A 24,830-nucleotide genomic window follows, 5' to 3' on the forward strand; every position below is an offset into this window, starting at 1 on the left:
GCCAAATACGATGCCGAGATATGATTACATGTGCGAGGAATGTGGTCCATTTGTACAATGGCTGAAGATGAGCGAGCTTACAGATAGCATTGCGTGCCCCAACTGCCGGCTACCGTCAAAGCGTTTGTATGCCGCACCAGGATTGATCATGACACCGCAAGCGCTGCGACAACGTATTGAGCGTGGTGTGGAACCAAAAGTGGTACGGAAGCATTCGCATTCTCATGAAGGAGCAGGGTGCAGCCATAGCCACAGTAGCCAGACACATCGGGGACATTCTCACAGTCGTGGGGGCAAACGCCCTTGGATGGTAGGGCATTAAACGCCCCTTTGCCATGCTATTACCGCAGATATCCGCCGTTGTTGATGTCAAAAGTCGCTCCGGTGTAGTGTTTGGACTTCTCCGATAACAGGAAAACGACGGTATCTGCCACGTCCGCTGGCATTACAGGGCTGTCGATGAGGCCGTGAGCGAGATATTCTGCCCGACGCCATTCTGGAATGGTGTCCATCATCGGTGTAGCAACCATAGTGGGTGCTACCGCATTGACCCGGATGTAGGGAGCGAAGTTCATTGCGCAGCTTTTCGTCAAGCCGAGAATGGCCGCCTTCGAGGTTCCATAGACTGCATCCGAGCTGCCCTCGATTCCGGATACAGAGGACAGGTTGACGATCGTTCCTCGTTTTTGGGCAGGAAAAAGGAGCTTTCCGAACATCTGTGAGAAATAAATGCTACCTTTTACGTTAATCGCGAGCACTTTTTCAATTGTGTCGAGGTCGTAGTCCAGAATGTTTTTCGCCAGGTAAATGCCTGCGTTATTGACGAGACTGGTACAATCCGCATGCTCTGCCTCGATATGCGCAAAAAAAGCCGCGACCTCCTCATATTTGCTAACATCCACACAATACGTATGTAGTCTTTCTGCTCGATCCATCTCTTCTTCCAGTGCCAGCAAAGCTTCCTGATTGAGGTCACACGCGATGACAGCGGCCCCTTCTTGCAAGCAGTGCATCACTATGGCTTTCCCGATCCCAGAAGCTGCTCCTGTTACGATTACTTTTTGATTGCTCAGCATACCTGTACCTCTTTCTGTTTGTGTTTTCGTAGAAACATAGGTAGAAAATATGAGATGCTTTGTTAAAATATACGATCATTCAGAAATATTTGTCTACAAAGAGTGTTATGAGAATAGCTTACGTGGAAAAAGAAAACGTCGAGTGGTCATCTTGATGATCGTTTGGCGTTTTTTTTGCTTTTTCTCTCTCAAGTGGAATTGCAGTTTTGCCAAGTCTCTCGTAAAATTGGTGAGAATTGTTATCAATTGCTGCATCATGATTCAAGAGGAGTTATTTATGAGAAAAACAGACACATATAGTGATCCGAATGTCATCACTGTAAATGATGTGCAAGTTTTGTCCATTTCAAAAGAATGGAAGCTTGTAGAAGCGAGAGATAGAAGCGAACAAATAATCATGTTGGTAATAGAGGGCAGGGCGTCGTTTCGGTTGGATAAGACAGGAGGGATGCTTAACCAAGGAGATTGCATGGTTATATCTCGAGAGGATATGCAGGAAGGGCTCGCCCTTTTGCCCATTACGGAGAGCATCTATGTTTGTTACGTGGCACTTTTTGCTGCTCATGCCAGAAAAGAAAGGGAAGGGTGGCTCATAAACGAAGTGATGCTACCGATCCAGGGGAAGTACCATATCGAAACAATCTCTTTAATTCACCATCACATCGAACAATTGCATCTGGCATGGCGAAAAGATCACCTCGATCAGGCAACCATGCAAATTCTTTTTTGGAAGCTATGGCAAGCGATTATGACTGGAATTACGCTGCAAGAGAAAAAAACAGATCGTCAGCAACTTCTTCAAGGGATCGCTGAGCATATGGAGCAGCATTGTGAGGAGATTTTTCAGATCGAGGAGATGGCTCGCTACTCAGGAATGACGCCGACCCTTTTCTATCAGCAGTTTAAGGAGTACACCTCGCTCACTCCCTTGCAATTCATCAATCGGAAACGAATGGAGAAGGCTTGTCAGCTTCTGGTGGCGGAGGACGTGATGATTCCTGAGGTAGCTAATGAAGTGGGCTATCGGGATGTGTACTATTTCAGTCGGATGTTTAAAAAGATCGTTGGCGTTCCCCCTTATCGCTTCAAGAAATCGTTACAAAAGAAAATCGCCGTACTCCATCCAGCAATCATCGGTGATCTGCTCGCACTGGGGGTTTCGGTCCAACATCTGATTCCTGTTTGGGAAAAGCATCGGCAAAAGAGACCGTACTCCCAGATGGAAGCAGCCACACTGGAATTTGACCTGTACCGTCTACGCCAGATGGAGCCGGATTTGATTGTCGGTACAGATCAGGTTGCACCCTGGCTTGAACAATTGGCAGCCATTGCACCGACACAGCTCATTCCTTTCAAAACAACGACCTGGCGGGATCATTTGCAGCAGATAGCAGCCATGCTGGGAATTACAGAGGTGGCGACGAGTTGGCTCTATTATTATGATTTGAAAGCAGTTGCAGCCCGCGAGCGTATCCGCAAAAAAATTGGGAATGAAACCGTTATGGCAGTGAGGGCTTGGGATGGAGGAGTCCGTATATTTGGTGCGAGAAGGCGGAAAATTTCCGATCTTTTGTACGGAGATCTTCAGGTAAGACCTCCGGTGGGAACAGATCATTTTGCCTTTCTGGATATCGCGAGTCTGGATGAGCTACAAGATTTTCAAGCTGATCATATTCTGCTTTTCGACGAAAGGAAAATTCGAACGGATGTACGCAAGCATCGATTAAAGGGAAATGTACATCGAGCTGGGGTATATCCTTGGCTGCATTATTCCGCACTCGGCCATGAGCAGGCCATATCAGAGGCGCTCACGCATCTTGCAGAGTCACAGGAATGTACAAAAAAGGAATCAGGTTCTTCAATTTTCTTGCGTCCACAAGTTTGTGATAATGATTGAGAATGAGTATCACTATTATTGGAGGGAACGAGATGGAACCATCATTGTATCCGATTGCACAAGCGATCCGTGACCGCAGAACCATAAAGAAATTCAAGCCAGACCCGATTCCACTGGAATTGATTCGTGAGTTACTGGATGTAGCTGTCTGGGCACCTAACCACGGACTACGCGAGCCTTGGCGATTCGTTCTGTATATGGAGGAAGGCAAGCAGGTTGTCGTCGATGCCATTCTTCAAAACGCCATGAAAAAAAGAGATCCGGAATTGCTTTTACGCGTCCCGGCATATCTTTTGGTAATCGTTCATGAAGACTCTCGGCAAAGAGAACGGGAAGAGGACTATGCGGCAGCCTGCACGTTGATTCAAAACTTTCAGCTAGCGGCGTGGGAGCGGGGGTTGGGCGTCGTTTGGAAAACGGAACCGTTCACGTATCAAGCAGGATTTTTGCAGGCGGTAGGGGTACGTGCGGAGGAAAAGCTCGTAGGAATGCTTCAGCTTGGCTTTCCGGAGGTCATCCCGGAAGCACGAGCGAGAACGGCTGCAAACGACAAGCTGACCGTGATTCATTCGAACGTTGCTCTGGAGGATAAGAAGGGAAATGTCACTGTCACAGCCGATCACTAAAAATACTTCGCTTCGAACCAGGCCGTGGATGGCGACCGTGTTGATTGTTGCGGGGATCTGCGGCATCTTGTTCGGGCTAGGTTCATCCATTATCACAGGAGTGGCGAATATCTCGTTTGCCACCGTTTGGAACTCGATTTTTCATTACGATTCTAGCAATGAGCATCACGTCATTATTCAATCACTGCGAATGCCGCGTGCCTTGGCAGGAGCGCTGGTGGGAGCTGCTTTTGCCGTAGCAGGAGCTATCATGCAAGGGGTTACGAGAAATCCGATTGCGGATACGGGCTTGATGGGCATTAATGCAGGGGCTGGATTCGTACTTGTACTCGTTTTTGCTTTTGCGCCAGGACTCCCTTTTGAGTCTATTGTTCTCTTTTCTTTTATAGGAGCGGGTCTGGGAGTAGGGCTTGTTTATGGGCTGGCCTATTTTTCCAAAAACGGTTTGACACCTTTACGGCTCGCGTTGGCGGGGGCAGTCGTTAGCTCTATCCTATCAGGGATTAGTCAGGCGATATCCCTCCTCTTTCAGATCAACTACGATCTGGCATTCTGGTCAGCAGGGGGGATCTCTACAGCGGAGTGGTTTCAAGTATCCGTCATGATGCCCTGGATTGTGGGAGGAATCATTGTGGCCATGATCCTGTCTCGCTCCATTACCATTTTGAGTCTGGGAGAAGAGATTGCAGCGGGACTCGGACAAAAGACCAGACTGGTGAAGGGTTTGGCGGCGGTTGTCGTCATGGTGCTGGCAGGTGCTTCGGTCTCAACGGTTGGCGGTGTCGGGTTTGTCGGTCTTGTCGTCCCGCACATCATCCGTTTTCTGGTCGGGGTTGATTACCGCTGGATCATTCCTTGTTCGGCAGTCATGGGAGGCGTTTTGGTTGTTTTTGCAGACATCGGAGCCAAAATGATATCGATGCCCTACGAAACACCGCTTGGCGCCATTATCGCTGTCATCGGGGTCCCCTTCTTCCTGTACCTGGCACGTAAGGAAAGGAGGGAGTGGTAGTGGACATCGATCAATTTTCTCACAAAAGAAAAAGCCGTAGTGTCCGACTGATCCTTCTTTTCGCAGTACTTTTGCTTGTCGGTTTTGTCCTGAGCTTGAACACGGGACCGTACAGTATTGGGCCCTTCGAGGTGTTGCAGACATTGCTGGGGGAGGGCTCGAAAAAGCAGAGTCTCGTGTTGTTTGAGCTGCGGCTTCCTCGTATGGTGATTGCGGTCATGATTGGGGCTGGGCTTGCTGTATCGGGGGCGATTTTGCAAGGAATCTCTCGCAATGGTCTGTCTGACCCTGGCATTCTTGGGATCAGTTCAGGTGCTGGACTGGCCGTATTGTTGTTCGTCTCTCTTTATCCCGCGACGAACATGGCTCCGCCTTTTTTGATGCCATTTCTCGCACTCATCGGTGCCACTGCCACAGCAGCAATCATCTATATGCTTGCATACAAGAAGGGGCACGGCATATCTCCTACTCGTCTTTTGCTTACAGGGATTGCCGTAGGGGCAGGACTTAGCGCCATCAGCATTATTTTGACACTTCAGTTGAATCCACGAAACCTCGAGTTTGTCGTCACTTGGCAAATGGGATCGTTGTGGGGTTCCAATTGGAAGTTCGTGCTGGCACTTTTGCCGTGGATGGTGATTCTGCTACCGTACGTGTATCGGAAGGCAAATGTACTGAACCTGCTCAGTATGAACGAACATATTGCAGCAAGTCTGGGTGTATCTCTTCAACGGGAGCGACTGGCTTTGATGGCCGGGGCGGTTGGTTTGGCTGCGTCGAGTGTAGCGACAGGTGGAGGCATAGGCTTTATCGGTTTGCTTGGCCCGCATATCGCGCGCAGATTGGTCGGACCCCAGCATCAATACATGCTGCCCATTACGGCGCTCGTCGGTGCATTGCTCGTATTGGCCGGGGATACGATAGGGCGAAGCATCATGCCAGCTACAGAAGTACCAGCGGGTATTGTTATTTCCCTCATTGGGGGGCCTTATTTTCTGTATTTATTGATCCGGACAAAGGGGTAAGACACGTTGAAATCAGGGGATGAAAAAAGGAGTTCAATCGATATGAAAAAGAAATTATCAGGCATTCTGTCCGTAATCTTAGCCACAGCCGTCGTAGCGGGTTGCGGAGTAGGACAGTCGATTACAGACACAAACGCTACCAATAAAGCGCAAACGGTTGAGGCAGGAGCGTCACAACCCGATACAAAAGGGACAGAGGCGCCTGTGTATCCTCGAACCATCAAGCATGCGATGGGGGAAGTCACACTGGAGAAAAAGCCGGAGCGTGTCGCTTCTGTTGATATCATGGGAACCGATTACTTCCTCGTGCTAGATTTTGCTCCGATTGTATCGGAAGGCTTTGAGTCGACCAAAAGCAAGTCACCCATTTTTGCGAAGTATGCGGAAGGGAAAACGGTGAAGGATCTGGGTGGAAAAACGAATTTGGAGACTTTGTTGGAGATGGACCCTGAAGTTATTGTCATGACAAGCACCGGAAAAGGCTCCAGATTTGAGGAATTCAACAAAATGGCTGACTCCATCGTCATTGATTTCTCAGTGGATGCACCCACCCGCCTCATGAAAATAGCTGAAGTTATTGGCAAAGAAGAAAAGGCGAAGCAAGTTTTGGCCGATTTTGATAAGCTGAAAAGCGAAGCAAAAGCAGCAGCAGACAAACATAAAGGAGAAGCGGTGCTATTCCTCGTTTCGAATGGCAAGGATTTTACGGTGATGCATCCCAAAAACTTCCCGATTTACTATGAGGAAGTGGGACTAACGCCGATAGTAGGATTGCCCGAGGATGGAAAGATTGGGGGGCGTATCGGAATCGAGGCGTTGAGTGAGCTCGCTCCCGATCATATCTTTATTGCTGAGAACCGCCGATCGGCGAAAGCGGAGGAGCCGGAAGGGTTGATTCATATCTGGGGGGATCATCCAGTCTGGAAAAACCTCAAAGCAGTGAAAAACAACCAGATTTACACGATGGATACACTCGCGGGCGATACGTTCTTCCTGGGAGAAATCGCTGGATTGGAAGCCATTAAGAACAATCTCGGCAAATAGAAATTCTCCCTGAGGTTCGTAACCATATAAGAAGCACTCTACAAGATTAGTAGAGTGCTTTTTTTCATTTCCGATTATCTGATTCCGTATAGGCAGAGGAGATAGCTTGTGTTGCTTGTGCCAATTGGATTCGTGCTGGGTTTTTCACTTCTAAGGTCATAACGGACATGATGACTGTATGCATCGTTACGAAAAAATAGATTCAAAAAAAGATGTTTTTCAAAAGGGGTGATTCCACGAAAAATCGTTTCTCCTTCTCATATAAGAAAAAATAGAAAGTAGTTAGAAACGATATGTATTACACTGCCATTCACGCTCTCTTTCCTATGTCATCGAGTCGGCTGTTGTCCTCTCGATTGCTTTTATTATACGGAAAAAAGCGGAAAGCACGCAAAAGTGCGGATGCTTCATTTGCGTCGATTTACAGCCGGAATAGATCGTTTTTGCCAGTAGAAGACACTCGCTCTTTTTGTTAATCGCTGTGGCTCACCGGCAATCATGATTCGGTGAGAGGTCTCCTTTATTTTCTCATCCATTGCCCTTTTTATGAGTAAGGAGATCAAACAACCAGTCGAAAAAAGGAGCGAGATCCTATGAAAAAAGTAGTCATGACCACGATAGGAGCACCTTTAATTAAATAGAGGGTCGTTTTTTTTGTGCCAGGGCCTCTATAAATTCGATCGTTTCTTGAACCGCAGGTATTTTTCGGACATTCTCTTCGGCAAACTGCTGAGCTTGCGGATAGTTCGTAGAAGCGATAAGTTTTGCAGCAGCTTCTACATCATAGGGTGTAAAGCGATGCTCATAGCTGTCACCATCAAGCAATAACCAGTATGCCCCCGGTTTGTCGGCATACGGCATGCCCACACTTCCGGCATTGAGAATACGCAGATCGCTAAGGCGACGTTCAAATTGGATATGTGTATGACCACAGATGACTGTTCGTTGCTGCGTCCCCTCAAAGTAAGCGGCCACAATTGCATCCGGAGTGAGTGGAGTGAAAATATCTTCATCATTGGTGGGAATGGCGTGGCAGAATAGCACGTCCTCAAAATCTTCTCGATTTAACGTATAGGTAAGAGGGAGTTGCGCCAGAAAGTCACGATCAGAGCGGCTCAATTGCTCCGCAACCCATGACGTGATTTCTCGGACAGAATCGGACATTTCCAAAGCCTGAGCCTCTCCGTCAAATGTGAGAAGTACTTCACGCTCGCCATTACCACGGATAAATTGCACGGGTGTATTCAATTGGAACAGTAGTTCAAGTGTTTGGACGGGCATCGGGCCTGAGATCGTATCACCCCCGATGACAATAAGATCAGGCTTCACTGATTCCAGTTCTACCAATATAGCCTGTAGTGCAGGGGCATTCCCGTGAATGTCATACAGAGCTGCTACTTTCATCTCACATCGCCTCTCGTTCATTCCTGATTGATCTTCAAAATCGTATTTTCAATGATCCGATTTGAACCTATAATGTATCTTGGGCATATCCTCAAAGCTGTGGTATAATTTGGAAGCCAAATTACGATTAAGGAGTATGGATGATGGAAAAAAAACTAATCTTCGGTCATAAAAATCCAGACACAGATTCCATTTGTTCAGCACTTGTGTACGCTGACTTGAAAGCAAAATTGGGCGCGAATGTAGAGCCTGTACGCCTCGGTGTAATCAGCAGCGAAACAGCGTTTGTGTTGAATTACTTCCAAGTAAAAGAGCCGCGCCTCGTAGAAACAGTGGCAAATGAAGTAAATGAAGTCATCCTTGTAGACCACAATGAGCGCCAACAAAGCGCAAATGACATTGAGCAAGTGCAAGTGGTAGAAGTGATCGATCATCACCGTATTGCGAACTTTGAGACGAGCAATCCTCTCTACTTCCGTGCCGAGCCAGTTGGATGCACGACTACCATTTTGAAGAAAATGTACAAAGAAAACGGCGTAGACATTCCAAAAGAGATGGCGGGCTTGATGCTCTCTGCTATCATTTCGGATACGTTGCTGTTGAAATCCCCAACTTGCACGGAGCAAGATGTAGCGGCTGCTCATGAGCTGGCTGAAATCGCAGGTGTCAATCTGGAAGCATACGGTCTGGACATGCTCAAAGCGGGGGCAGACTTGAGCGACAAAACAATCGAGCAATTGCTCACATTGGATGCAAAAGAATTCCAAATGGGCAATGCGAAAGTAGAAATCGCACAAGTAAATGCAGTAGATGTCAATGATGTACTTGCACGCCAAGGCGAACTGGAAGCAGCTATGAACGCAAACATCGCTGAAAAAGGTTTGGACCTATTCGTGTTTGTTGTAACGGATATCTTGAACAACGATTCTGTTGCGATCGCTCTTGGTAGCGCAACACAAGCGGTAGAAAAAGCGTACCAAGTAACATTGGTGGACAACAAAGCTGTTCTGAAGGGCGTTGTTTCCCGTAAGAAGCAAATCGTACCGGTATTGACTGATACATTCCAAGCTCTGTAAAAAAGAAAGGTGGCTGCCATGCACAGGATGCGGGCAGCCATTTTTTATTTTTACATTCCTTGAGAAGGGTTGTTGTGCATCTGGAACAAGTTTTGCTGGGCATAAGCATCGTCACTGTAATGGGTGATGGCATGTTTATCTCTGGCTTTGAGGCTAAGCAGCCCTGTTAATCCCCATCCGGCACCGACTACGGCTACAATGAAACCGATGATATAGAGCATCGAAGTCCCCCCTTGTATGGCGTTATCTTTATTTTAACAAATTATGGATAGAGAGTAACGCCAATTTTTTGTGAAAATGTGTTTGACATTGACGGTCCGTAAATGTGTACGATCAAGTTGTCAGGAGGAATGAACATGGAATATACGGTGCAAAAGCTAGGACTCCTGGCGGGTGTCAGCACCCGGACGCTCCGATACTACGATGAAATTGACCTTCTCAAGCCGGCGAGAATCAATTCGTCAGGGTATCGCATTTACGGACAGCTAGAGGTTGATCGATTGCAGCACATCCTTTTTTACCGCGAGCTGGGTGTGAACTTGGAGGAGATCAAGGAGATCCTGGATTCACCAACCTTTGATGCTGACCGAGCACTGTGGGAGCACCGCGAGAAGCTCCTGGAAAGGCGAGCGCAATTGGATGCGTTAATCGCCAATGTCGATTTGACATTAGCACAAAGAGAGGGGACCAAAACGATGAGTGACCAACAAAAATTTGAAGGCTTCAAGCAAAAGATGATTGATGAGAATGAAGAGAAGTACGGGGCAGAAATTCGAGCGAAATACGGAAATGACCAAATCGACAAATCGAATGAGATGGTCAAAGGAATGACAGAAGAACAGTATGCCGCGCTGGAGAAATTGAACGAAGAGCTGCACGATACATTGGCGCAGGCTTTTTCGACAGGTGATCCTGCTCATGAATTGGCGCAAAAAGCAGCAGATCTTCACCGTCAATGGCTCAGCTTTTATTGGGACAGCTACAGCAAAGAAGCGCACGCAGGTGTTGCCCAGATGTATGTCGATGACCCGCGCTTTACTGCCTACTATGACAAGGAACAGCCAGGTGTAGCCGAGTTTCTCCGCGATGCAGTGGTCATTTATACCAGCAAGTAAAGAGTTTTCAAACAAAGAAGCTGCGAGCAAGGCAGCTTCTTTGCGTTTTACGCTTCGTTATCCCCACCTACTGCGGGAAAAAGCTTTTGTCCCAAGGGTGTTGGCAAGCCATCCATGCTTACTACGTTGTTTTCCTTTTGATAAGCAAGCAGTTCCTGCTCGTCTTTAGCCAAAGTCCATTTCTGAAGGGTGTCGCGTTCTTTTGAGTAGGAATAGAAGGGGATAGCCCAGCCGCAAGAAGTCTTTACTTCCTGTACGTTTACGGTAATGATTTGACGAGCACCGGGCAGAAGCGGGAAGTCTTTTACAAGCTCATCCCACCGAGGCGAATCTGGGAGAATAACCGTTCCTTTGCCGAATAAGCGCATGATGAGAGGGGGGCCTTCAAATGCACAAAACATGAGAGTAATCCTGCCATTTTCCTGTAGATGAGCACTGGTTTCGTTTCCGCTTCCGGTCAGGTCCAAATAGGCCACCTCGGTAGGCGATAGGATGCGAAAGGAATCGTACCCTTTCGGTGAAAGATTCACGTGACCATCTGTGTCCATAGGAGCAGAGGCAACGAAGAACATTCGCTGCTTCTTGATAAACTTCTCATGCTCAGGTCGTAACTCAGAGAAAAGCTGACCCATTTTGCACCCCTCCAGGTAAAAGAATTGTTTTTACTACCCTCATATTACGATGAAAATATGAAGAATTTGTGTTGATATTACCAGTACGTCCCAAATTGATGATAAAGTGTAAATATTCTCGCAACAAAATCACCTTTGAAAAGGAGGAGCATTTACATGCAATCATCACAGCCAATTTACTTAGGGGAGCGCATCCATTTAATAGACGGTTTCGATATGGGCTGGGCGGAACGCACGGGGACTTATGTCATCGCTGAAGAAGAACTGACTTTGGTTGAAACAGGGCCAAGCCCCTCCGTCCCATACATCAAGACCGGCCTCGCCAAGCTCGGTTTTACCCCGGAACAAGTAAAATACATCATTGTGACGCATATTCATTTGGATCATGCGGGAGGAGTGGGACTTTTTCTAAAGGATTGCCCAAACGCAAAGATCGTCGTCCATCCGAAAGGTGCACGTCACCTCGTTAATCCAAGCCGACTGATCGCAGGGGCGAGAGCGGTGTATCATGATGATTTTGATCGATTGTTTGATCCGATTGAGGCTGTTCCCGAAGAGCGGATTTTGATTCGTGGAGACGGGGATACACTAAAGATCGGAGCGAATTGCGTGTTGGAGTTTCTGGATTCGCCAGGGCATGCCAATCATCACTTCAGCATCTACGATCCCGTTAGCCGCGGCATGTTCACAGGTGATACGGCAGGTGTACTTTATCCGCAGCTTAAAAAGGATGGTGTACACCTCGTGCTGCCATCTACTTCTCCGAATCAGTTTGACCCGGATGCCATGTTAGCGTCTCTACGTCGATTTGAAGCGCGCAAGCTGAATCGTATTTACTTTGGTCATTTTGGGATGTCTGAACAGGTAGACGATGTGTACCGTCAAATACGTGAGTGGCTCCCAGTGTTTGTGGCGGAAGGAGAATCAACACTTGCTGCTGGACAAACCTATGCTGATCTGTCTCGTAAGTTATTGGAACGAGTCTCGGAGCATCTACAGTTACAAGGCATCAATGATGACCACGAAGTTTTCGGAGTACTCAAGCTCGATTTACAGGTGTGCGCCATGGGCATTCTGGATTATTTGCACAAACGAGGGTAAAAGCTTTGCCAAAAGCATTCCATTTGCCTGAACTTTTTGTTCAGGCGTTTTCATTTTTAGCAGGCAAGAAAGTAATGGCTAACGTGTTTGTCATTCTTTTTTCATCCAAGGAATGCTATGATGTAGGATGAGTCATGGACTGTGACAATTTCAAACGTAACAGCAAATAGGTGCCTCGTCTTTTCTCAAAAAGATCGGGTGAAAAGGGAAGTCGGTGAAAATCCGACGCGGTCCCGCCACTGTAAATCGGCTCGTTCCTCAGCCGTAAGCCAGGAGACCTGCCTGTTTGTTTTTGTGCCTGTTGCCTTCGCGGAAAGGATCGGCCTATTTCAGGAAGCAGACCATCCTGTCTGTTTGCCCTGAGGTGCCGACCCTTTGAATTCCGAATGGAAGCAAGGGTCGCTTTTTTTATTGGAAGGTACAGTCAATCAGACACGCAGAAAGGAAGTTTTACATATGAAACGTTCATTGCGATTCATGATCCCACTACTTGTTGCGGCGAGCCTCGCAGGTTGTGCGGGTAACGATAACAGCCAGCCAGCACCTGGTGGACAAACCAGTGCACCGCAGACAGCACCGCAAGAGAATACAGCCGAGCAGTCTGCAAAACAAACAACGTATCCGTTGACAGTCAAGGATGCGACAGGAAAAGAAGTAACCTTTGCAAAAGCTCCTGAGCGAATCGTCTCCACATCACCTGCCGAGACAGAGATTTTGTTCGCATTAGGCTTGGAAGATCGGATCGTAGCTGTCTCAGACTATGATGATTATCCAGAAGCGGCGAAGACAAAACCGAAAATTGGTGGCGTCGTCAAACCGAATGAAGAAGCGATTCTCGCTCAAACGCCAGATATGGTCGTCGGTGGGATTTCGATGGAGAAGCCAGTGGCTGACAAGCTCAAATCTCTCGGGATGCCCGTCTACATTACCCATCCGACAAAGATGGATGACATCCTAAACAATGTGTTGGCGATGGGAGTTATCACTAACAAACAAGAACAAGCCGAAAAAGTTGTCGCGCAAATGAAGAAGGATATCGCGTACGTTCAAGAAGCAGTGAAACATGTAAAACCAGAAGAGAAGAAAAAGGTATACCTTGAGTTTTCCCCAGGCTGGACAGTCGGAAAAGGTGAATTCATGGACGAGCTCATCACACTGGCTGGAGCGACGAACATTGCTTCTGATACACAGGGCTGGAATCCGATCAGTGAAGAAAAGATTTTGCAAAACGATCCAGACGTCATTTTGTATGCGAGTGGAATTACCGATGAAAAGACTGGCGTCAAGCTGGAGGATATGATCGCCAAGCGTAATGGCTGGGATAAAATGAAGGCGATTCGTGAAAAACAAATCTTTGGCATGGACCAAAATATTTTGTCCCGTCCTGGTCCGCGTATTACACAAGGCTTGATTAAAGTAGCGAAGGCGATTTACCCTGACTTGGTGAAATAAAATGAAGAATCGATTGTTCATATGGGGAGGAGCCAGCTGTCTCGTCCTTCTGGCTTCAATAGTCATCAGTATCTCGATGGGGGCGGCACACCTCCCCATTTCGCAAGTATGGCTCATCCTGCTCCATCAAATCCCGGGCTTGTCTGAGTGGATCACCGTAACGTGGCCGGAGTCATCTGAGCAAATTGTCATGAAGGTTCGTTTTCCACGCGTTGTATTGGCTGTTTTGATTGGCGCCTGCTTGTCTCTTGCGGGGGCGGGCTTCCAGGGAGTTTTGCGCAATCCGCTCGCAGATCCATTTACGATGGGCGTGGCATCCGGTTCTGCTGTCGGAGCAGCCTTTTTGATCCTGTTTGGCTTGCAAATCAGCTTTTTGGGTGCATGGAGCACGCCTGTTGTCGCTTTTCTTACAGGACTGCTCAGTTTATGGATCGTACTCGGACTCGCGAACACCCAAGGAAAGCTACAAACGGAGACCCTGATTTTGTCTGGTGTTGTTGTGCAGGCTTTTCTCGGCTCACTCGTTTCCTTTATGGTGTCGCTATCGGATCAGACGGTGAATGAGATCGTGTTCTGGCTGATGGGCAGCCTGTCATTTCGGGGCTGGGCCTTTACGTATGTCTTGATTCCGTACTTGGTCATAGGCGGAATAGTGCTGGTAAGCTATGCGCGTTCCTTGAACCTATTTGCGTTAGGCGAGCGGCAGGCTGCGCATCTCGGCGTCCATGTAGATCGAACGAAGCTGGTGGTTCTGGTCGTCTCGACGCTCCTGACGGCAGCGGCGGTTTCTATCGCGGGAATTATCGGGTTCGTTGGCCTGGTGGTACCGCACCTCGTCCGTATGCTTGTCGGTCCTGACTATCGAATTTTACTGCCGATGGCTGCGATCTGCGGTGGTATCTATGTGCTGTGGGCCGATACTCTCGCCAGAATGCTGCTAAGTCCAACGGAAATCCCGCTCGGTGTCGTGACAGCATTTCTGGGTGCACCGTTTTTCGCGTATTTATTAAAGCAAAATAAACGCTTTAGGAAGAGGTAACGTATGCAATGATCAATGTGCACAGCTTGCAAAAATCGTATCAGGATACGCCAGTTTTGCACGGAATCGATTTTTGCGTGGACAAGGGAGAATTTTTTGGCATTATCGGACCAAATGGAAGCGGTAAATCCACCTTGCTGAAAATGATTTCAGGGGTCATCAAGGCAGATGCAGGAGATATTTTGCTTCAGGAGAAAAAGCTTCATTCCTATCCACGCAAAGAGCTTGCAAAAATATTGGCTGTATTGGAGCAAGAGGGGCTGCCGCCAGTGGGCTTTCGAGTCCGAGAGGTGTTGGAGATGGGGCGCTTTCCTTACCAAAATTGGCTGGGGGAAGAGAAGCAGGATGTCGCATCGCTTATTGATGAAATCGTACAAATGCTCGGCCTTGAACATTTGGAAGAACGCACACTGGATCAGTTGAGTGGTGGGGAAAAGCAGCGCGTAGCTTTGGGGAAGGCATTGATTCAGAGACCTCAGGTGCTGTTGCTCGATGAACCCACGACTTACCTCGATATCGGGTACCAGATTCAGCTTATGGACATCGTGCGAAAATGGCAAAAGACGACACAGGTGACGGTCATTGCTGTGCTGCACGATCTGAATCTGGCCTCCCTCTACTGCGATCGCATTTTGATGCTGCATAAAGGAAAGCAGATAAGCGTCGGCACACCAAAAGACATTTTGCAAAGTGACAGAATAGAGGCTGTATACGGAACCAGACCGATTGTCATGGAGCATCCTGTTCATCATTTGCCGCAAATTATTTTGCAATCGCAAGTGTAAGGAGACAAAAGCATGATCGTACTAATAACAGGTGGAGCACGCAGCGGAAAAAGCACGTTTGCCGAAAAATACGCGGCTCATTTGGGCTCCTCGGGTGTTTACATCGCGACCGCACCAATCACTGATGAGGAAATGGAAGAGCGGATCTTGCACCATCGCGATCGCCGCTTGCAGTCCAACTTTCCTTGGCAAACGATTGAGGAGCCGTATGCATTGACAGAATGGCTGACGAAGCTCGGAGCACAAAAGGACATACAAGAACAGCAGACAGTGATTTTGATTGATTGCTTGATCCTTTGGCTTTCCAATTGGCTTTTGCATGATCGGGAGGAGCAGTCTTTTGAGGGTGTGCTCCAGCAGGTGGATGTGCTGGTAAACAAGCTAAAAGACTACCATGGCACCGTTTTGCTGGTCACAAACGAAGTAGGCGACGGACTCGTCCCACAACATCCGTTAGGCCGTATGTTCCGAGACTTGGCGGGGCTGATGAATCAGCGCGTGGCAGCTGTTGCCGATCAAGTTTTTCTTGTCACAGCAGGGATTCCGATGGAACTAAAAGGACAAGCTTTCCGATTTTAACGTGGTGAAAAGACGGTTTCGAGTCGTCTTTTCACCTTTTTTATGATATAATACAAGAAAAGCCATGGAAGGGATCAGGATACCATGCGTCCCCATAGGACGATCTGGAAACGTTTTGACCTCTCCTACATCTAGCTTCGTAGTAGTCGATCGTCACTGAAGACGACTAATCTACTACGAAAGTGAGGCCATTTGTATGAGTAGCGACTTATACTTGCGATGTTCCTCGGTAGTCGGTTGGTCGTCTGTGCCTAAACCGACAAAAATGCGAGGAAACCATGATGAGGAGAGCGCTGCAGTTATCTAAGCGTTATAGTATGATTTTGTTTGGAGCTTGTTTACTTGCTTTTGCGTATTATCACATTAACTTTCAGAACCATTTGTCTGAAGGTGGGTTTGTTGGCTTGGGGTTACTGGCGAAATACGCCTTTGACTTGTCGCCAGCGATGGTGATGCTTTTGCTGGATATTCCACTGTTTTTGGTTGCCTGGTTAGTAAGAGGCCGCCAGTTCATTTGGGACACCATTTTTGCATCACTTGCTTTTACCGTGTTTTACGATTTGTTTGAACGATTTTCACCGATTGTCATGGATATGAGCAGAATGATGCCGCTGGCGTCTGTCTTGGCCGGTGTATTGACCGGGCTAGGTACCGGATTGGTTCTGCGCTATGGAGCTGCGACAGGTGGAGACGATATTTTCTCCCTGTTGATCAGTAAGTACACGGGATTGTCCATTGGTACGGTCTTTCTTTTACTGGACGTTATTGTGCTTTGCATGTCGTTCTGGTTCGTACCGATGAAAGAGATGATGTATACCATTTTGGCCGTTGTCATTTCCAGCCAAGTCATCACCTGGACCGTCAATCATGGTGCAGGCGTGGAGGTCATGGAAGAGGAGCACGGGCATGGAAGCGTCTCGATAACCCACCGGTAATGAGTAGATATTCAGTTGAAAAACATGCCTATACAAAAGCAAGCAAAAGGCCAAGTCGGTTTTCATGTCGACTTGGTCTTTTGAGTGTTTATGACCGTTTTTGTACATAATATCATGCTTTCCTAGTGGATACTAACCAACACAGATACTATCGATGGAAAGGACCTGCCATGAGCGATCCGTTTTTTAGCAACTATAAAGCATTCGTCGTCATACCGGCGGATGAGAAGCAAATGGGACCGGAGCCTTTTAGCCCGAACGATTACGCCAGCCATTTCATTCTGACGTTTTCGCTGTACGATGCAGTTATTTCCTCTTGGAAGGAAGCGACAAAGTATAAAGTGCAGGCAAAAAAAGGGCTGTCGAATGTGATCGAGGGTTTCAACGCCAAACGCCGCGGTACAGCCCGTCTGCATCTGTTGGAAATGGAAGAAGACCAGGCATATTTCGTCCTGGCCTTGTCGTTGAAAATCCAAAAGGACAATGAAAAAGTGGTCATGGAGACGATCACCAATCTGCTGGACAAAGATTTCGCTACCGACTTGTTGATCGGCGAGACCTGGTATCAGATCATTGGTGCCAAAGGGAAATTCGAGCGGAAGCTATTTTCCTACAATGTCCAGCCGTACGATTATCGCCCGAAGTAATCTGCTAGGGCTTCCGTAATCGCCTGGGCAGCTTTGTCCTGATAGGACGATGTACGGACGATGCCTTCATCCTTTGAATTCGATAGAAAGCCAAGCTCAATTAAGACGGACGGATCATTGTTTTCGCGCAGGACGTGATAATTGCCGAATGAAATGCCGTTGCTTCTTAAACCGATGCCACTTGCCAAGCGAGACTCAATCGCTCGAGCTAATGGCTCATCCTTGCCTTGCGAATAATAAAAAGTAAGGGTACCGCTATTTGGCTTCACAGAAGAATTGTAATGGATGCTAATGAAGGCATCTGCTCCCTTTGATTCGCTAAAAGCGACACGCTGCGCTAGCGAAGGCTTTTCTGTGTCACTTGTCCTCGTCATGAAGACTTGCGCACCCCGTTGTCGCAGCTTGCTGGCGAGCAGCATAGCCGTTTTGTAATTCAACGTTTTTTCCATGCTGTTCCACTTCGTTCCCTGTGTCCCGACATCGGAACCGCCATGTCCCGGGTCGATGACGATGACTTTTCCTTTTAAGCCTGGCGATTTGGTGCTTTTGGTCACCGGAGCGTTGGCCTTGGCATCGCCAATATATGTCGCAGACACCCAGCCTGTCTGTCCATTGGAAGTTCTCGCTTGGATCCAGTCACCTTGCTTTTTCAAAATATCTACACGGGTTCCTCTGGGTAGCGAGAGGACAATCTCATGGCTCGTGCTTGGTCCTTTGCGCATTCGAAGCGAATCGGCCAAAACCGTACCTTGCTGGCCTTTGACAGTGGCTGTTTTGGCTGGTGAAGAAGCTGAACCCGCACTCGTTACCGCTCCTTTTTGCAAGTAATACCCCGCGACCCAGCCTACCTTTTGATTGTATCTAATTTTTGCCCAACCATATGCTTCATCCGTAATGGTCACGACGGCTCCTTGTGGCACGGTAGCGACAACAGAGGCATTGGGGGCTGGTTCACTGCGAACGTTCAGAGAGGTCGCGACCACCTTTGCCTGGATGACACTTGCTGCTTGCGCAGGCTCCGTATGAAACGGCCATGACAGACTAAGCCATAGCCCACATAGGAGAGACGCTTTTTTACATGTTGTTTTCATCATTTCTACCTCTGACTTGGATTAGCTATATCTCACCTGAACTATGATAAGGGAAATGCAGGAAATCGAATAGGGTATGATTTCCTGATTTTTTGGGACAATTAAAGTGGAGTTTCGGTATATCTTGCCAAGGCGTTCGTTGCCGACTCTGCCATTCGCTGTTTGAGCTGATCGTTTTCTACTACTTTTACCCGCAGGCCGAGAAAACGAATGCGTGATAAAATAAACTCCTGTTCGTCGGAAAGAAAGTGCAGGGTGATCGTGTACACCTGCGATTCTGGGTCAAAAGCGACCTCTTTGTCAAAGCAGGAAAACGCGTACAATATGCGCTGGAGCTCAGCGTTGTAACGACGAATGACTACAATTTTGGCCATCTGCTTGCGCTGTTGGATCTGTTCCAAAATAGCCGGTAAAAAACTGTCATACCATACATTTTCTATGTAAAGCTCATCAACGGAGCGAATGAGATGCAGCGGAGTTGTGATCAGGCGATTGGTAGACATGTTTAGCCAGATCAGGTACCAGGCCTTCTTGGCAAGTGAATATTCCAGCTTGTAGGGAACCCCTCGTTGATTGCGAAAAACCGGGCCTTTGTTCGTGGCTGCGGTTATTTTTATGTGATTCTTGCCGAGAATGATTCGTCGCAGGGTGCGCACGAGTGGGCTCCAGAGCTGTTTGGCCTGTGTTTGCGCTTTTTCTACGAATCGTTCTTGTTCGGTCCATTCATTTTCTGGCGTATGTGTCAAACGGCGAAGCTTATCGAGTGTAGCGGGCTCGAAAATTTCTGCCGCAGACGGATTCGCCAGCATCAGGGAGAGCCACGCTTTTTCGTGTGAGGTGACTGGATAAACCCCCGCTTCATCCAGTCGTGTCACTAGCTGGTAATTATGTATCTTGTCAAACAGATTCATAGTAGGCGAGCAGCTCCTCCCATTCTTTTTGGAATTGCTTGCGAAGAAACAGCGGTTCAAGAACTTCCACGCTCGAACCGAAGCTGCGAATCCACGGTGTAATTTCCATTGTACTGTTCACGTTTATCTCGTACACAAAGCTCTCCCGTGATTCTTCTGTCACAATCCCCCATTGCCCCTGTGCCTCCACTCGCTCTTGGATAAAGGAATGAGGCGTGTCGCGAGGCTGAAAAAAGCGAAGGCGTACCGTTACGAGTTTTCCGGTATCAATCAGCCAACTGTGCGCAATACGCTCATCTGCATCTGCTTGCAAGGAAGTGAAGATTTCCGGCGTAACGGATTTGCCTGTTACGAGCTTAGTCATACCTTCCACACGGTATTTGCGCAGCGGACCATTGCCGCATCCTTGTGCCAGCAAGTACCATCTGCCGTATTGATGATCAAAAATAACCCGGAGTGGAATTGCTTTTTGATGTTGCCCTGTTGTATCCCGTTGGAAAGTCGGATTCGTATTTTGAGAATCGTAAAACTTCCGGCGTTTGGGCGTGTAGTAGTGAAATTCAACGATTTTTCGCTGACGAATGGCTTCCGTGAGAAGTAAAGCTTGATATTCATCGAGAATACGTGAGACGAAATGATATTTGTATAAAAACGCAGATGCATCGGTTAACTTCAAGCGATGCTTGAGATAGCGCTTCACTTTTTCTTGCAGAAGATAACCAGGGACAGCCGGTAGTTGGGTATTGGCCATGAAGTCGATGAAATCGTATAGATCCAAAAGCTCGTCGTCCGTCAATGAGACCAGTAGCTCGTCATCGAATTGATAAACGTACGGTCTGACCTCACTAACATTTTTTATCACACCAATTTCTTCGAGGTATTTCATGTCTTGGCGGATTGTTTTTTCATCGGGCTCTGTATCTACAAACGTCTCCAGTAATTCTTTAATGGAGAGGGGCTGTTGTTTAAGCTTTTCCAAGATGTGCGAAAGTCGCTCTACTTCCGAATCCTTCAATGATTTCGCATGGTACAAAAACATCAAGAAATTGTCCGTCACCTCAAAATAGTTGTAACGAAGCTGCGTGTAATACTCTTTTTTCTCCTCATCGTCGACATGCTGATAAAAGGTCGATTGGATGTCCTTCAGCTTTTTCATCGTTTTATCAAGCGTATGAACGGAGATCCCGAGTCGCTCGGCTAACTGTTGCCGATTGTAGGCACCAGCGGTTAAAAACAGGAGACGGAGCAATTGCAGCTCTTTGTCAAAGCTTTCGCGTGCCATTACACTCATCCTTATTCACTCGTCATTTATTTCCAAATTAGTCCTCATATTACGAAGAGGCTGAAGAGAAGTCAATGAGAAAGTGAGGTTCGTAATACTTTTACCATGTTCAAAACACATGCGCAGATGGAAAATAAGGGTATGAAAAACAGCGCAGCTGTGAGAGACAGGAGAAATAGATGATGAAAACAATTTTGCATGGAAACAACCATCGAGAAGTGAAGCTGGAGCATGGAAATGTGCACGTTTTTGCGAATGACGAAGTCTTTGCGAGCTTCGGTGAACGCGTATACCAAATGGCAGACAATAATTTGCGTATTCCGCGAAATGTTTATTTTTCGTATACTCCTGATGCGCATGTAGGCGTTGGGACTTGCATTGGGACGACAGCGGTTTGGAATTTTGCGGATGGATTTGTCTCGCCATCCATCGTCGGATCAGACATTGGATGTGGAATGCGTGTGCATCTGACTCCATTGCATAGAGACGACCTCAAAGACAAGAGCCTAAAGCGGGCATTGATCGAGGCGATCGAAGCGTACGTCCCGACAAACGAGCGGGGAAATACGCATTTTACGGATATTCGCTTGGAGGAAGTGGTGAAGCATGGCTTACAAGGACTGCCGAGCAACTACATTCCAGACACAGAAGCAGCGCCTGACACCTTTAGCCGTTCTTTCTCGCATGTGGAAAAGTACACATTTGAATTCGACCATTCCTTCCTGGAGCAAATACCGCAAAAATCTTGGAGTCGTGCGTGGGGCCAGTTGGGAACATTAGGGGGCGGTAACCACTTTATTGAAATCCAACATATCGAGATCGCGGAGGAGAACAGGGAAATTGCGAAAGCGTGGGGACTGTTCGACGGCCAGGTCGTCATCATGATTCATTCCGGTTCGCGGGCGTGGGGGGCTATGTTAGGGAGGGATTACACCAAAAGCTTCAAGGAAGTTATGTACAAATGGGGGATTCATAATCCCGAGCCAAGCCTGGTGTATGCTCCGATCCAAAGCGAGGAAGGGCAACAGTATTTGAATTTGATGTACTCCGCACTGAACTTTGCGGTAACGAATCGGCATATGATTGGATTTTCAGTAGAGCAGGCGTTTCGCGATATTTTTGGTAGAGAGACGCGTACACCAGTCCTGTATGATCTGATGCATAATTATGCCTTGAAAGAATTCCATCGCAATACGCCGGTGCTCGTCCACCGCAAAGGAGCGACGAAGGCGTTGCCAGCAGGCCATTTCCAAAATCCGAAGGCTTACCGTAAAACGGGACATCCAGCATTGATTCCAGGTTCTATGGGAACATCGTCCTATATCATGGTTGGATCGGAGGCTGGCGCCAAAAACTTTTATTCGATCTGTCATGGTGCAGGGCGTGTTCGTTCCCGCAAAGCAACCAAGGAGCTTGTGACCATCGATCAATTCGAGCAGGCAATGCGCGTGGGACAGGAAGATGAGATCATGGTGAATCACCGTTCGCTCGCTTCCATCCTTGATGAATGCCCGCAAGCCTATAAAGATGTGGATCAAATCATTGATTCCGTTGTGGGAGCAAATCTTGCCTCTGTCGTAGCAAAATGTAACCCTCTTATTGCCATAAAAGGAGTATAATGAAGAGTGGCTTCCTGAAAATTTTGGGGGAGCCACCTTTTGTGATTTAACTTACACTAAAATACAGGAGTTAAATTGTGAACAAATTGCTGAAAAGTTTCAAAAAATAGGTTCGAATGTAACATAAATTGCATCGCTTCCTCAACCGATACCAAAAGAGAGACAAAATAGGGGAGATAGGGGAACAGATATGCCTACATACTATTACTTCACCTGCCTAAAATGCCGAACCCGGGGGGGAGTTTTCGGCGAACAGGCCTGGGGCTGGGGAAACTTTGACATGATCGAGTCCTTCAAATACCTGGCTCACCACATCCGTACTTGCGGAGAAAATTCGATTCGCGTGATTTCTGAGGATGTAGATGATTATGTAGATCAGCTACACGGAGAGTACAACACCTTCCTTGAGCAAACGAAGCATATATTTCCGCATTCCAAGGATTGGGAGTTCCTTGATCGATGGAAAACACTAAAAGTAGAAGAAATGAAGCTAAAATGGGTCGAGGAAAACCGGATCATGCATCCAGATGATCGGATGAAAATATGCGGAGTGCTTGATGCCGTGGATATCTTGAAAGAAGGGGCGGGAAGAGTCTCGTTCAGTGCTAGTGTGACGGATGATGATGGGAAAGTGTGGAAAATCGTAGCGAATATGCGCGAATTACCCATCTTAAAACACACGTATATCATCATTGGCGTCATACAAGAGCATTCTATATTAGGAGAAGTCATCGAGGTGTACAAGATGATTCCACGAGTCTCTGTTCAGGAGGAAAGGGGTAACGATCATGATTCTGGAGACAATCGGGCAATTACTAATTAAAGTGCGCGAGGAAAATCCACTCGTTCATAACATAACGAACGTAGTAGTCACAAACTTTACAGCGAACGGCTTGTTAGCTCTCGGTGCATCCCCTGTCATGGCCTACTCCAAACAAGAGGTGGCAGATATGGCAAAGATCGCCGGAGCTCTTGTATTGAATATAGGGACATTGAATGAGCACGAGATTGAAGCGATGTTGATCGCAGGAAAATCCGCGAATCAGCATGGAGTGCCTGTTTTGTTTGATCCGGTGGGAGCGGGAGCAACATCGTATCGAACCGAGACAAGTCAACGTCTTGCGCAGGAACTCGACCTTGCTTTCATTAGAGGAAATGCTGCCGAGGTTGCGAATGTCATCGGGGAGCGGTGGGAGATTAAAGGTGTAGATGCGAAGGAAGCTGGCGGAGATGTCGAGGACCTAGCGAGAGCAGCAGCGAAAAAACTAAGAACAATCGTTGCGATTACGGGCAAGGTCGACGTTATTTCGGACGGAGAAACGACTTACTCGATCCATAATGGTCATCCAATCTTAACGAAGGTGACCGGAACAGGCTGTTTGTTAACGTCTGTTATGGGAGCGTTTGCAGCCATTGCAAAAGACAAGCTGATGGCAGGAGCTGCGGCATTGGTATGCTACGGTGTTGCTGCACAGCTGGCAGCCGAGAAAGCAGCAGAAGTAGGTCCAGGCAGTTTCCAAATCGAATTTTTGAATACCTTGCATAACTTGACCGCAGACGATGTTCGCCGTCTTGGATACATCGAAAAAAGGGAATAAAAATTCCCCTTTAAAAAAGGGGAGAAAAATGGCCGTAGAACGATTAAGCTAGATATGTTAGACAGTAGCTGTAATTTCGTAATGAATAAGACAGCAGCTTCTTCTGGTGCTCTGAGAGTGATAGGAATATAAATTCAACGTGATCATCATCGTATGGACGGACATAAAAACGGGAAATACCATGACAAATAATTTCTCTCTTTAACGTCAGTGCCACACTGGCGTCTGTTCGTATGTGCAATTCCACGTTGCGTACCCTCCTTGGACATTCAATAGAGTACCAAAAAAATACAAGGAAAAACAAGGGAATTATGTCTGAATCATGTCCAAGTTGTTACCGTTTTTTGGATGAAAACTGACAAGGAAAACGATTCAGAAAAGGCTAGCGAGGATTGCTGGGAAAGCACCCTGTACGAGAGAAAAAATTCGAGATGATTCCGGCCATTCTCCCTTTTTCCGTTGTGTTGTTTACTTTATTTCGAAGGCAGCGTACGAGCTCCTGATCACAGTGACAAGAGAAATAGCCGTGCTTTACATAGCATTCATCATGCCTCTTGCAGCATCTGTCGACATTATCAATTGGCGCATCCGGCCCGGAGCATCCAGGCCCACACCAGTTTCCGTACAAACAGGGGAAGCCTACTGAACGGCGTTTTCTTTTTGACAACTAACATCACTCCGTCTTGTAAAGGAATACTACTTGTATCATATTGCACAAGAAGGGAAGTTGCTTTAGGCAATCTCCCTTTTTTCGTTTCGATAGATAATCGCCTGGCATGAATGGCTCGGAGATGGACAAAGGGAAAAACTTTCAAAATATCACTTGATATCATGTTGTGAATATGATAGATTAATTCTTGCCGAAGCGAACGCTTGCAGGCTCA

The 24,830-nt window shown here is 47.4% G+C and carries 25 protein-coding genes and 1 riboswitch; of the genes, 18 read left to right on the top strand and 7 right to left on the bottom strand.

Annotated features, from left to right (window positions below):
- The first annotated feature begins 10 nt into the window (after positions 1 to 10).
- Positions 11 to 322, top strand: a complete 312-nt coding sequence (locus HP401_RS14960; protein WP_173605556.1) for an FmdB family zinc ribbon protein — start codon at positions 11 to 13, stop codon at positions 320 to 322.
- Between the two features lie 19 nt (positions 323 to 341).
- On the opposite strand, the gene HP401_RS14965 is transcribed toward HP401_RS14960, so the two are convergent.
- On the bottom strand, positions 342 to 1,076 hold the full coding sequence (locus tag HP401_RS14965) for an SDR family NAD(P)-dependent oxidoreductase (RefSeq protein ID WP_173605557.1): 735 nt from the start codon (positions 1,074 to 1,076) through the stop codon (positions 342 to 344).
- A gap of 277 nt (positions 1,077 to 1,353) precedes the next feature.
- Between HP401_RS14965 and HP401_RS14970 the strand changes: the two genes are divergently transcribed.
- The 5 genes from HP401_RS14970 to HP401_RS14990 are packed head-to-tail and all read left to right on the top strand — an operon-like array spanning position 1,354 to position 6,680.
- Positions 1,354 to 2,973, top strand: a complete 1,620-nt coding sequence (locus HP401_RS14970; protein WP_173605558.1) for an AraC family transcriptional regulator — start codon at positions 1,354 to 1,356, stop codon at positions 2,971 to 2,973.
- A 32-nt stretch (positions 2,974 to 3,005) separates the two neighbouring features.
- The gene (locus HP401_RS14975; protein WP_173605559.1) at positions 3,006 to 3,599 is read left to right on the top strand and encodes a nitroreductase family protein; all 594 of its coding nucleotides are present in this window, start codon (positions 3,006 to 3,008) and stop codon (positions 3,597 to 3,599) included.
- Positions 3,574 to 4,611, top strand: coding sequence for a FecCD family ABC transporter permease (locus HP401_RS14980; RefSeq protein WP_173605560.1), 1,038 nt, complete (start codon positions 3,574 to 3,576; stop codon positions 4,609 to 4,611). Before HP401_RS14975 ends, HP401_RS14980 begins: the two co-directional genes overlap by 26 nt.
- On the top strand, positions 4,611 to 5,636 hold the full coding sequence (locus HP401_RS14985; RefSeq protein WP_173605561.1) for a FecCD family ABC transporter permease: 1,026 nt from the start codon (positions 4,611 to 4,613) through the stop codon (positions 5,634 to 5,636). Before HP401_RS14980 ends, HP401_RS14985 begins: the two co-directional genes overlap by 1 nt.
- A gap of 42 nt (positions 5,637 to 5,678) precedes the next feature.
- A complete protein-coding gene (locus tag HP401_RS14990) occupies positions 5,679 to 6,680 on the top strand; it encodes an ABC transporter substrate-binding protein (protein ID WP_173605562.1) in 1,002 nt (333 codons plus the stop codon).
- A 633-nt stretch (positions 6,681 to 7,313) separates the two neighbouring features.
- Here HP401_RS14990 and HP401_RS14995 read toward each other — a convergent pair.
- Positions 7,314 to 8,084 (bottom strand): metallophosphoesterase family protein, encoded by a 771-nt coding sequence (locus tag HP401_RS14995; RefSeq protein WP_173605563.1) that lies wholly within the window; start codon positions 8,082 to 8,084, stop codon positions 7,314 to 7,316.
- Between the two features lie 143 nt (positions 8,085 to 8,227).
- Between HP401_RS14995 and HP401_RS15000 the strand changes: the two genes are divergently transcribed.
- Positions 8,228 to 9,160, top strand: a complete 933-nt coding sequence (locus HP401_RS15000) for a manganese-dependent inorganic pyrophosphatase (RefSeq protein WP_173605564.1) — start codon at positions 8,228 to 8,230, stop codon at positions 9,158 to 9,160.
- Positions 9,161 to 9,210: 50 nt separating this feature from the next.
- Here HP401_RS15000 and HP401_RS15005 read toward each other — a convergent pair whose 3' ends face one another.
- Complete coding sequence (locus HP401_RS15005) at positions 9,211 to 9,381, bottom strand: hypothetical protein (protein ID WP_015892197.1); 171 nt, start codon at positions 9,379 to 9,381, stop codon at positions 9,211 to 9,213.
- Between the two features lie 135 nt (positions 9,382 to 9,516).
- On the opposite strand from HP401_RS15005, the gene HP401_RS15010 reads away from it, so the two are divergent.
- Positions 9,517 to 10,275, top strand: coding sequence for a MerR family transcriptional regulator (locus HP401_RS15010; protein ID WP_173605565.1), 759 nt, complete (start codon positions 9,517 to 9,519; stop codon positions 10,273 to 10,275).
- Between the two features lie 47 nt (positions 10,276 to 10,322).
- Here HP401_RS15010 and HP401_RS15015 read toward each other — a convergent pair whose 3' ends face one another.
- Positions 10,323 to 10,907, bottom strand: a complete 585-nt coding sequence (locus HP401_RS15015; protein WP_173605566.1) for a pyridoxamine 5'-phosphate oxidase family protein — start codon at positions 10,905 to 10,907, stop codon at positions 10,323 to 10,325.
- A gap of 156 nt (positions 10,908 to 11,063) precedes the next feature.
- Here HP401_RS15015 and HP401_RS15020 point away from each other — a divergent pair, with 156 nt between their 5' ends.
- From HP401_RS15020 to HP401_RS15050, 7 genes are all read left to right on the top strand, one after another.
- A complete protein-coding gene (locus tag HP401_RS15020; RefSeq protein WP_173605567.1) occupies positions 11,064 to 12,008 on the top strand; it encodes an MBL fold metallo-hydrolase in 945 nt (314 codons plus the stop codon).
- A gap of 151 nt (positions 12,009 to 12,159) precedes the next feature.
- Positions 12,160 to 12,308: riboswitch (cobalamin riboswitch) on the top strand.
- 156 nt (positions 12,309 to 12,464) lie between these two features.
- Entirely contained in the window at positions 12,465 to 13,460 is a 996-nt protein-coding gene (locus HP401_RS15025; RefSeq protein WP_173605568.1) for an ABC transporter substrate-binding protein, read from the top strand.
- Between the two features lies 1 nt (position 13,461).
- Entirely contained in the window at positions 13,462 to 14,499 is a 1,038-nt protein-coding gene (locus tag HP401_RS15030; RefSeq protein ID WP_173605569.1) for a FecCD family ABC transporter permease, read from the top strand.
- A gap of 8 nt (positions 14,500 to 14,507) precedes the next feature.
- Entirely contained in the window at positions 14,508 to 15,284 is a 777-nt protein-coding gene (locus HP401_RS15035; RefSeq protein ID WP_015892190.1) for an ABC transporter ATP-binding protein, read from the top strand.
- A gap of 12 nt (positions 15,285 to 15,296) precedes the next feature.
- The gene (cobU, locus tag HP401_RS15040) at positions 15,297 to 15,863 is read left to right on the top strand and encodes a bifunctional adenosylcobinamide kinase/adenosylcobinamide-phosphate guanylyltransferase (RefSeq protein ID WP_173605570.1); all 567 of its coding nucleotides are present in this window, start codon (positions 15,297 to 15,299) and stop codon (positions 15,861 to 15,863) included.
- A 278-nt stretch (positions 15,864 to 16,141) separates the two neighbouring features.
- The gene (locus HP401_RS15045) at positions 16,142 to 16,798 is read left to right on the top strand and encodes a YitT family protein (RefSeq protein WP_173605571.1); all 657 of its coding nucleotides are present in this window, start codon (positions 16,142 to 16,144) and stop codon (positions 16,796 to 16,798) included.
- A gap of 170 nt (positions 16,799 to 16,968) precedes the next feature.
- Positions 16,969 to 17,445 (top strand): hypothetical protein, encoded by a 477-nt coding sequence (locus tag HP401_RS15050; RefSeq protein WP_173605572.1) that lies wholly within the window; start codon positions 16,969 to 16,971, stop codon positions 17,443 to 17,445.
- Here the strand turns inward: HP401_RS15050 and HP401_RS15055 are convergent.
- The 3 genes from HP401_RS15055 to HP401_RS15065 all read right to left on the bottom strand — a co-directional run bounded on the left by HP401_RS15055 (position 17,430) and on the right by HP401_RS15065 (position 20,729).
- The gene (locus tag HP401_RS15055) at positions 17,430 to 18,536 is read right to left on the bottom strand and encodes an N-acetylmuramoyl-L-alanine amidase family protein (RefSeq protein WP_173605576.1); all 1,107 of its coding nucleotides are present in this window, start codon (positions 18,534 to 18,536) and stop codon (positions 17,430 to 17,432) included. The genes HP401_RS15050 and HP401_RS15055 overlap by 16 nt on opposite strands.
- 101 nt (positions 18,537 to 18,637) lie before the next feature.
- Positions 18,638 to 19,447: a WYL domain-containing protein gene (locus HP401_RS15060; protein WP_173605573.1), complete on the bottom strand. Its 810-nt coding sequence runs from the start codon at positions 19,445 to 19,447 to the stop codon at positions 18,638 to 18,640.
- The gene (locus HP401_RS15065; RefSeq protein ID WP_173605574.1) at positions 19,434 to 20,729 is read right to left on the bottom strand and encodes a helix-turn-helix transcriptional regulator; all 1,296 of its coding nucleotides are present in this window, start codon (positions 20,727 to 20,729) and stop codon (positions 19,434 to 19,436) included. The genes HP401_RS15060 and HP401_RS15065 overlap by 14 nt, the downstream gene beginning before the upstream one ends.
- Positions 20,730 to 20,911: 182 nt before the next feature.
- Between HP401_RS15065 and HP401_RS15070 the strand changes: the two genes are divergently transcribed.
- The 3 genes from HP401_RS15070 (at position 20,912) to thiM (ending at position 23,946) form a co-directional block, all read left to right on the top strand.
- Positions 20,912 to 22,348, top strand: coding sequence for an RtcB family protein (locus HP401_RS15070; RefSeq protein ID WP_173605577.1), 1,437 nt, complete (start codon positions 20,912 to 20,914; stop codon positions 22,346 to 22,348).
- Between the two features lie 280 nt (positions 22,349 to 22,628).
- The gene (locus tag HP401_RS15075) at positions 22,629 to 23,171 is read left to right on the top strand and encodes a hypothetical protein (RefSeq protein ID WP_231850498.1); all 543 of its coding nucleotides are present in this window, start codon (positions 22,629 to 22,631) and stop codon (positions 23,169 to 23,171) included.
- Positions 23,137 to 23,946, top strand: coding sequence for a hydroxyethylthiazole kinase (gene thiM / locus HP401_RS15080; RefSeq protein WP_173605575.1), 810 nt, complete (start codon positions 23,137 to 23,139; stop codon positions 23,944 to 23,946). Before HP401_RS15075 ends, thiM begins: the two co-directional genes overlap by 35 nt.
- Positions 23,947 to 24,830: the final 884 nt, after the last annotated feature.

The sequence above is a fragment of the Brevibacillus sp. HB2.2 genome (genome assembly GCF_013284275.1).
In the GTDB taxonomy this organism is placed as follows: Bacteria; Bacillota; Bacilli; order Brevibacillales; family Brevibacillaceae; genus Brevibacillus; species Brevibacillus brevis_D.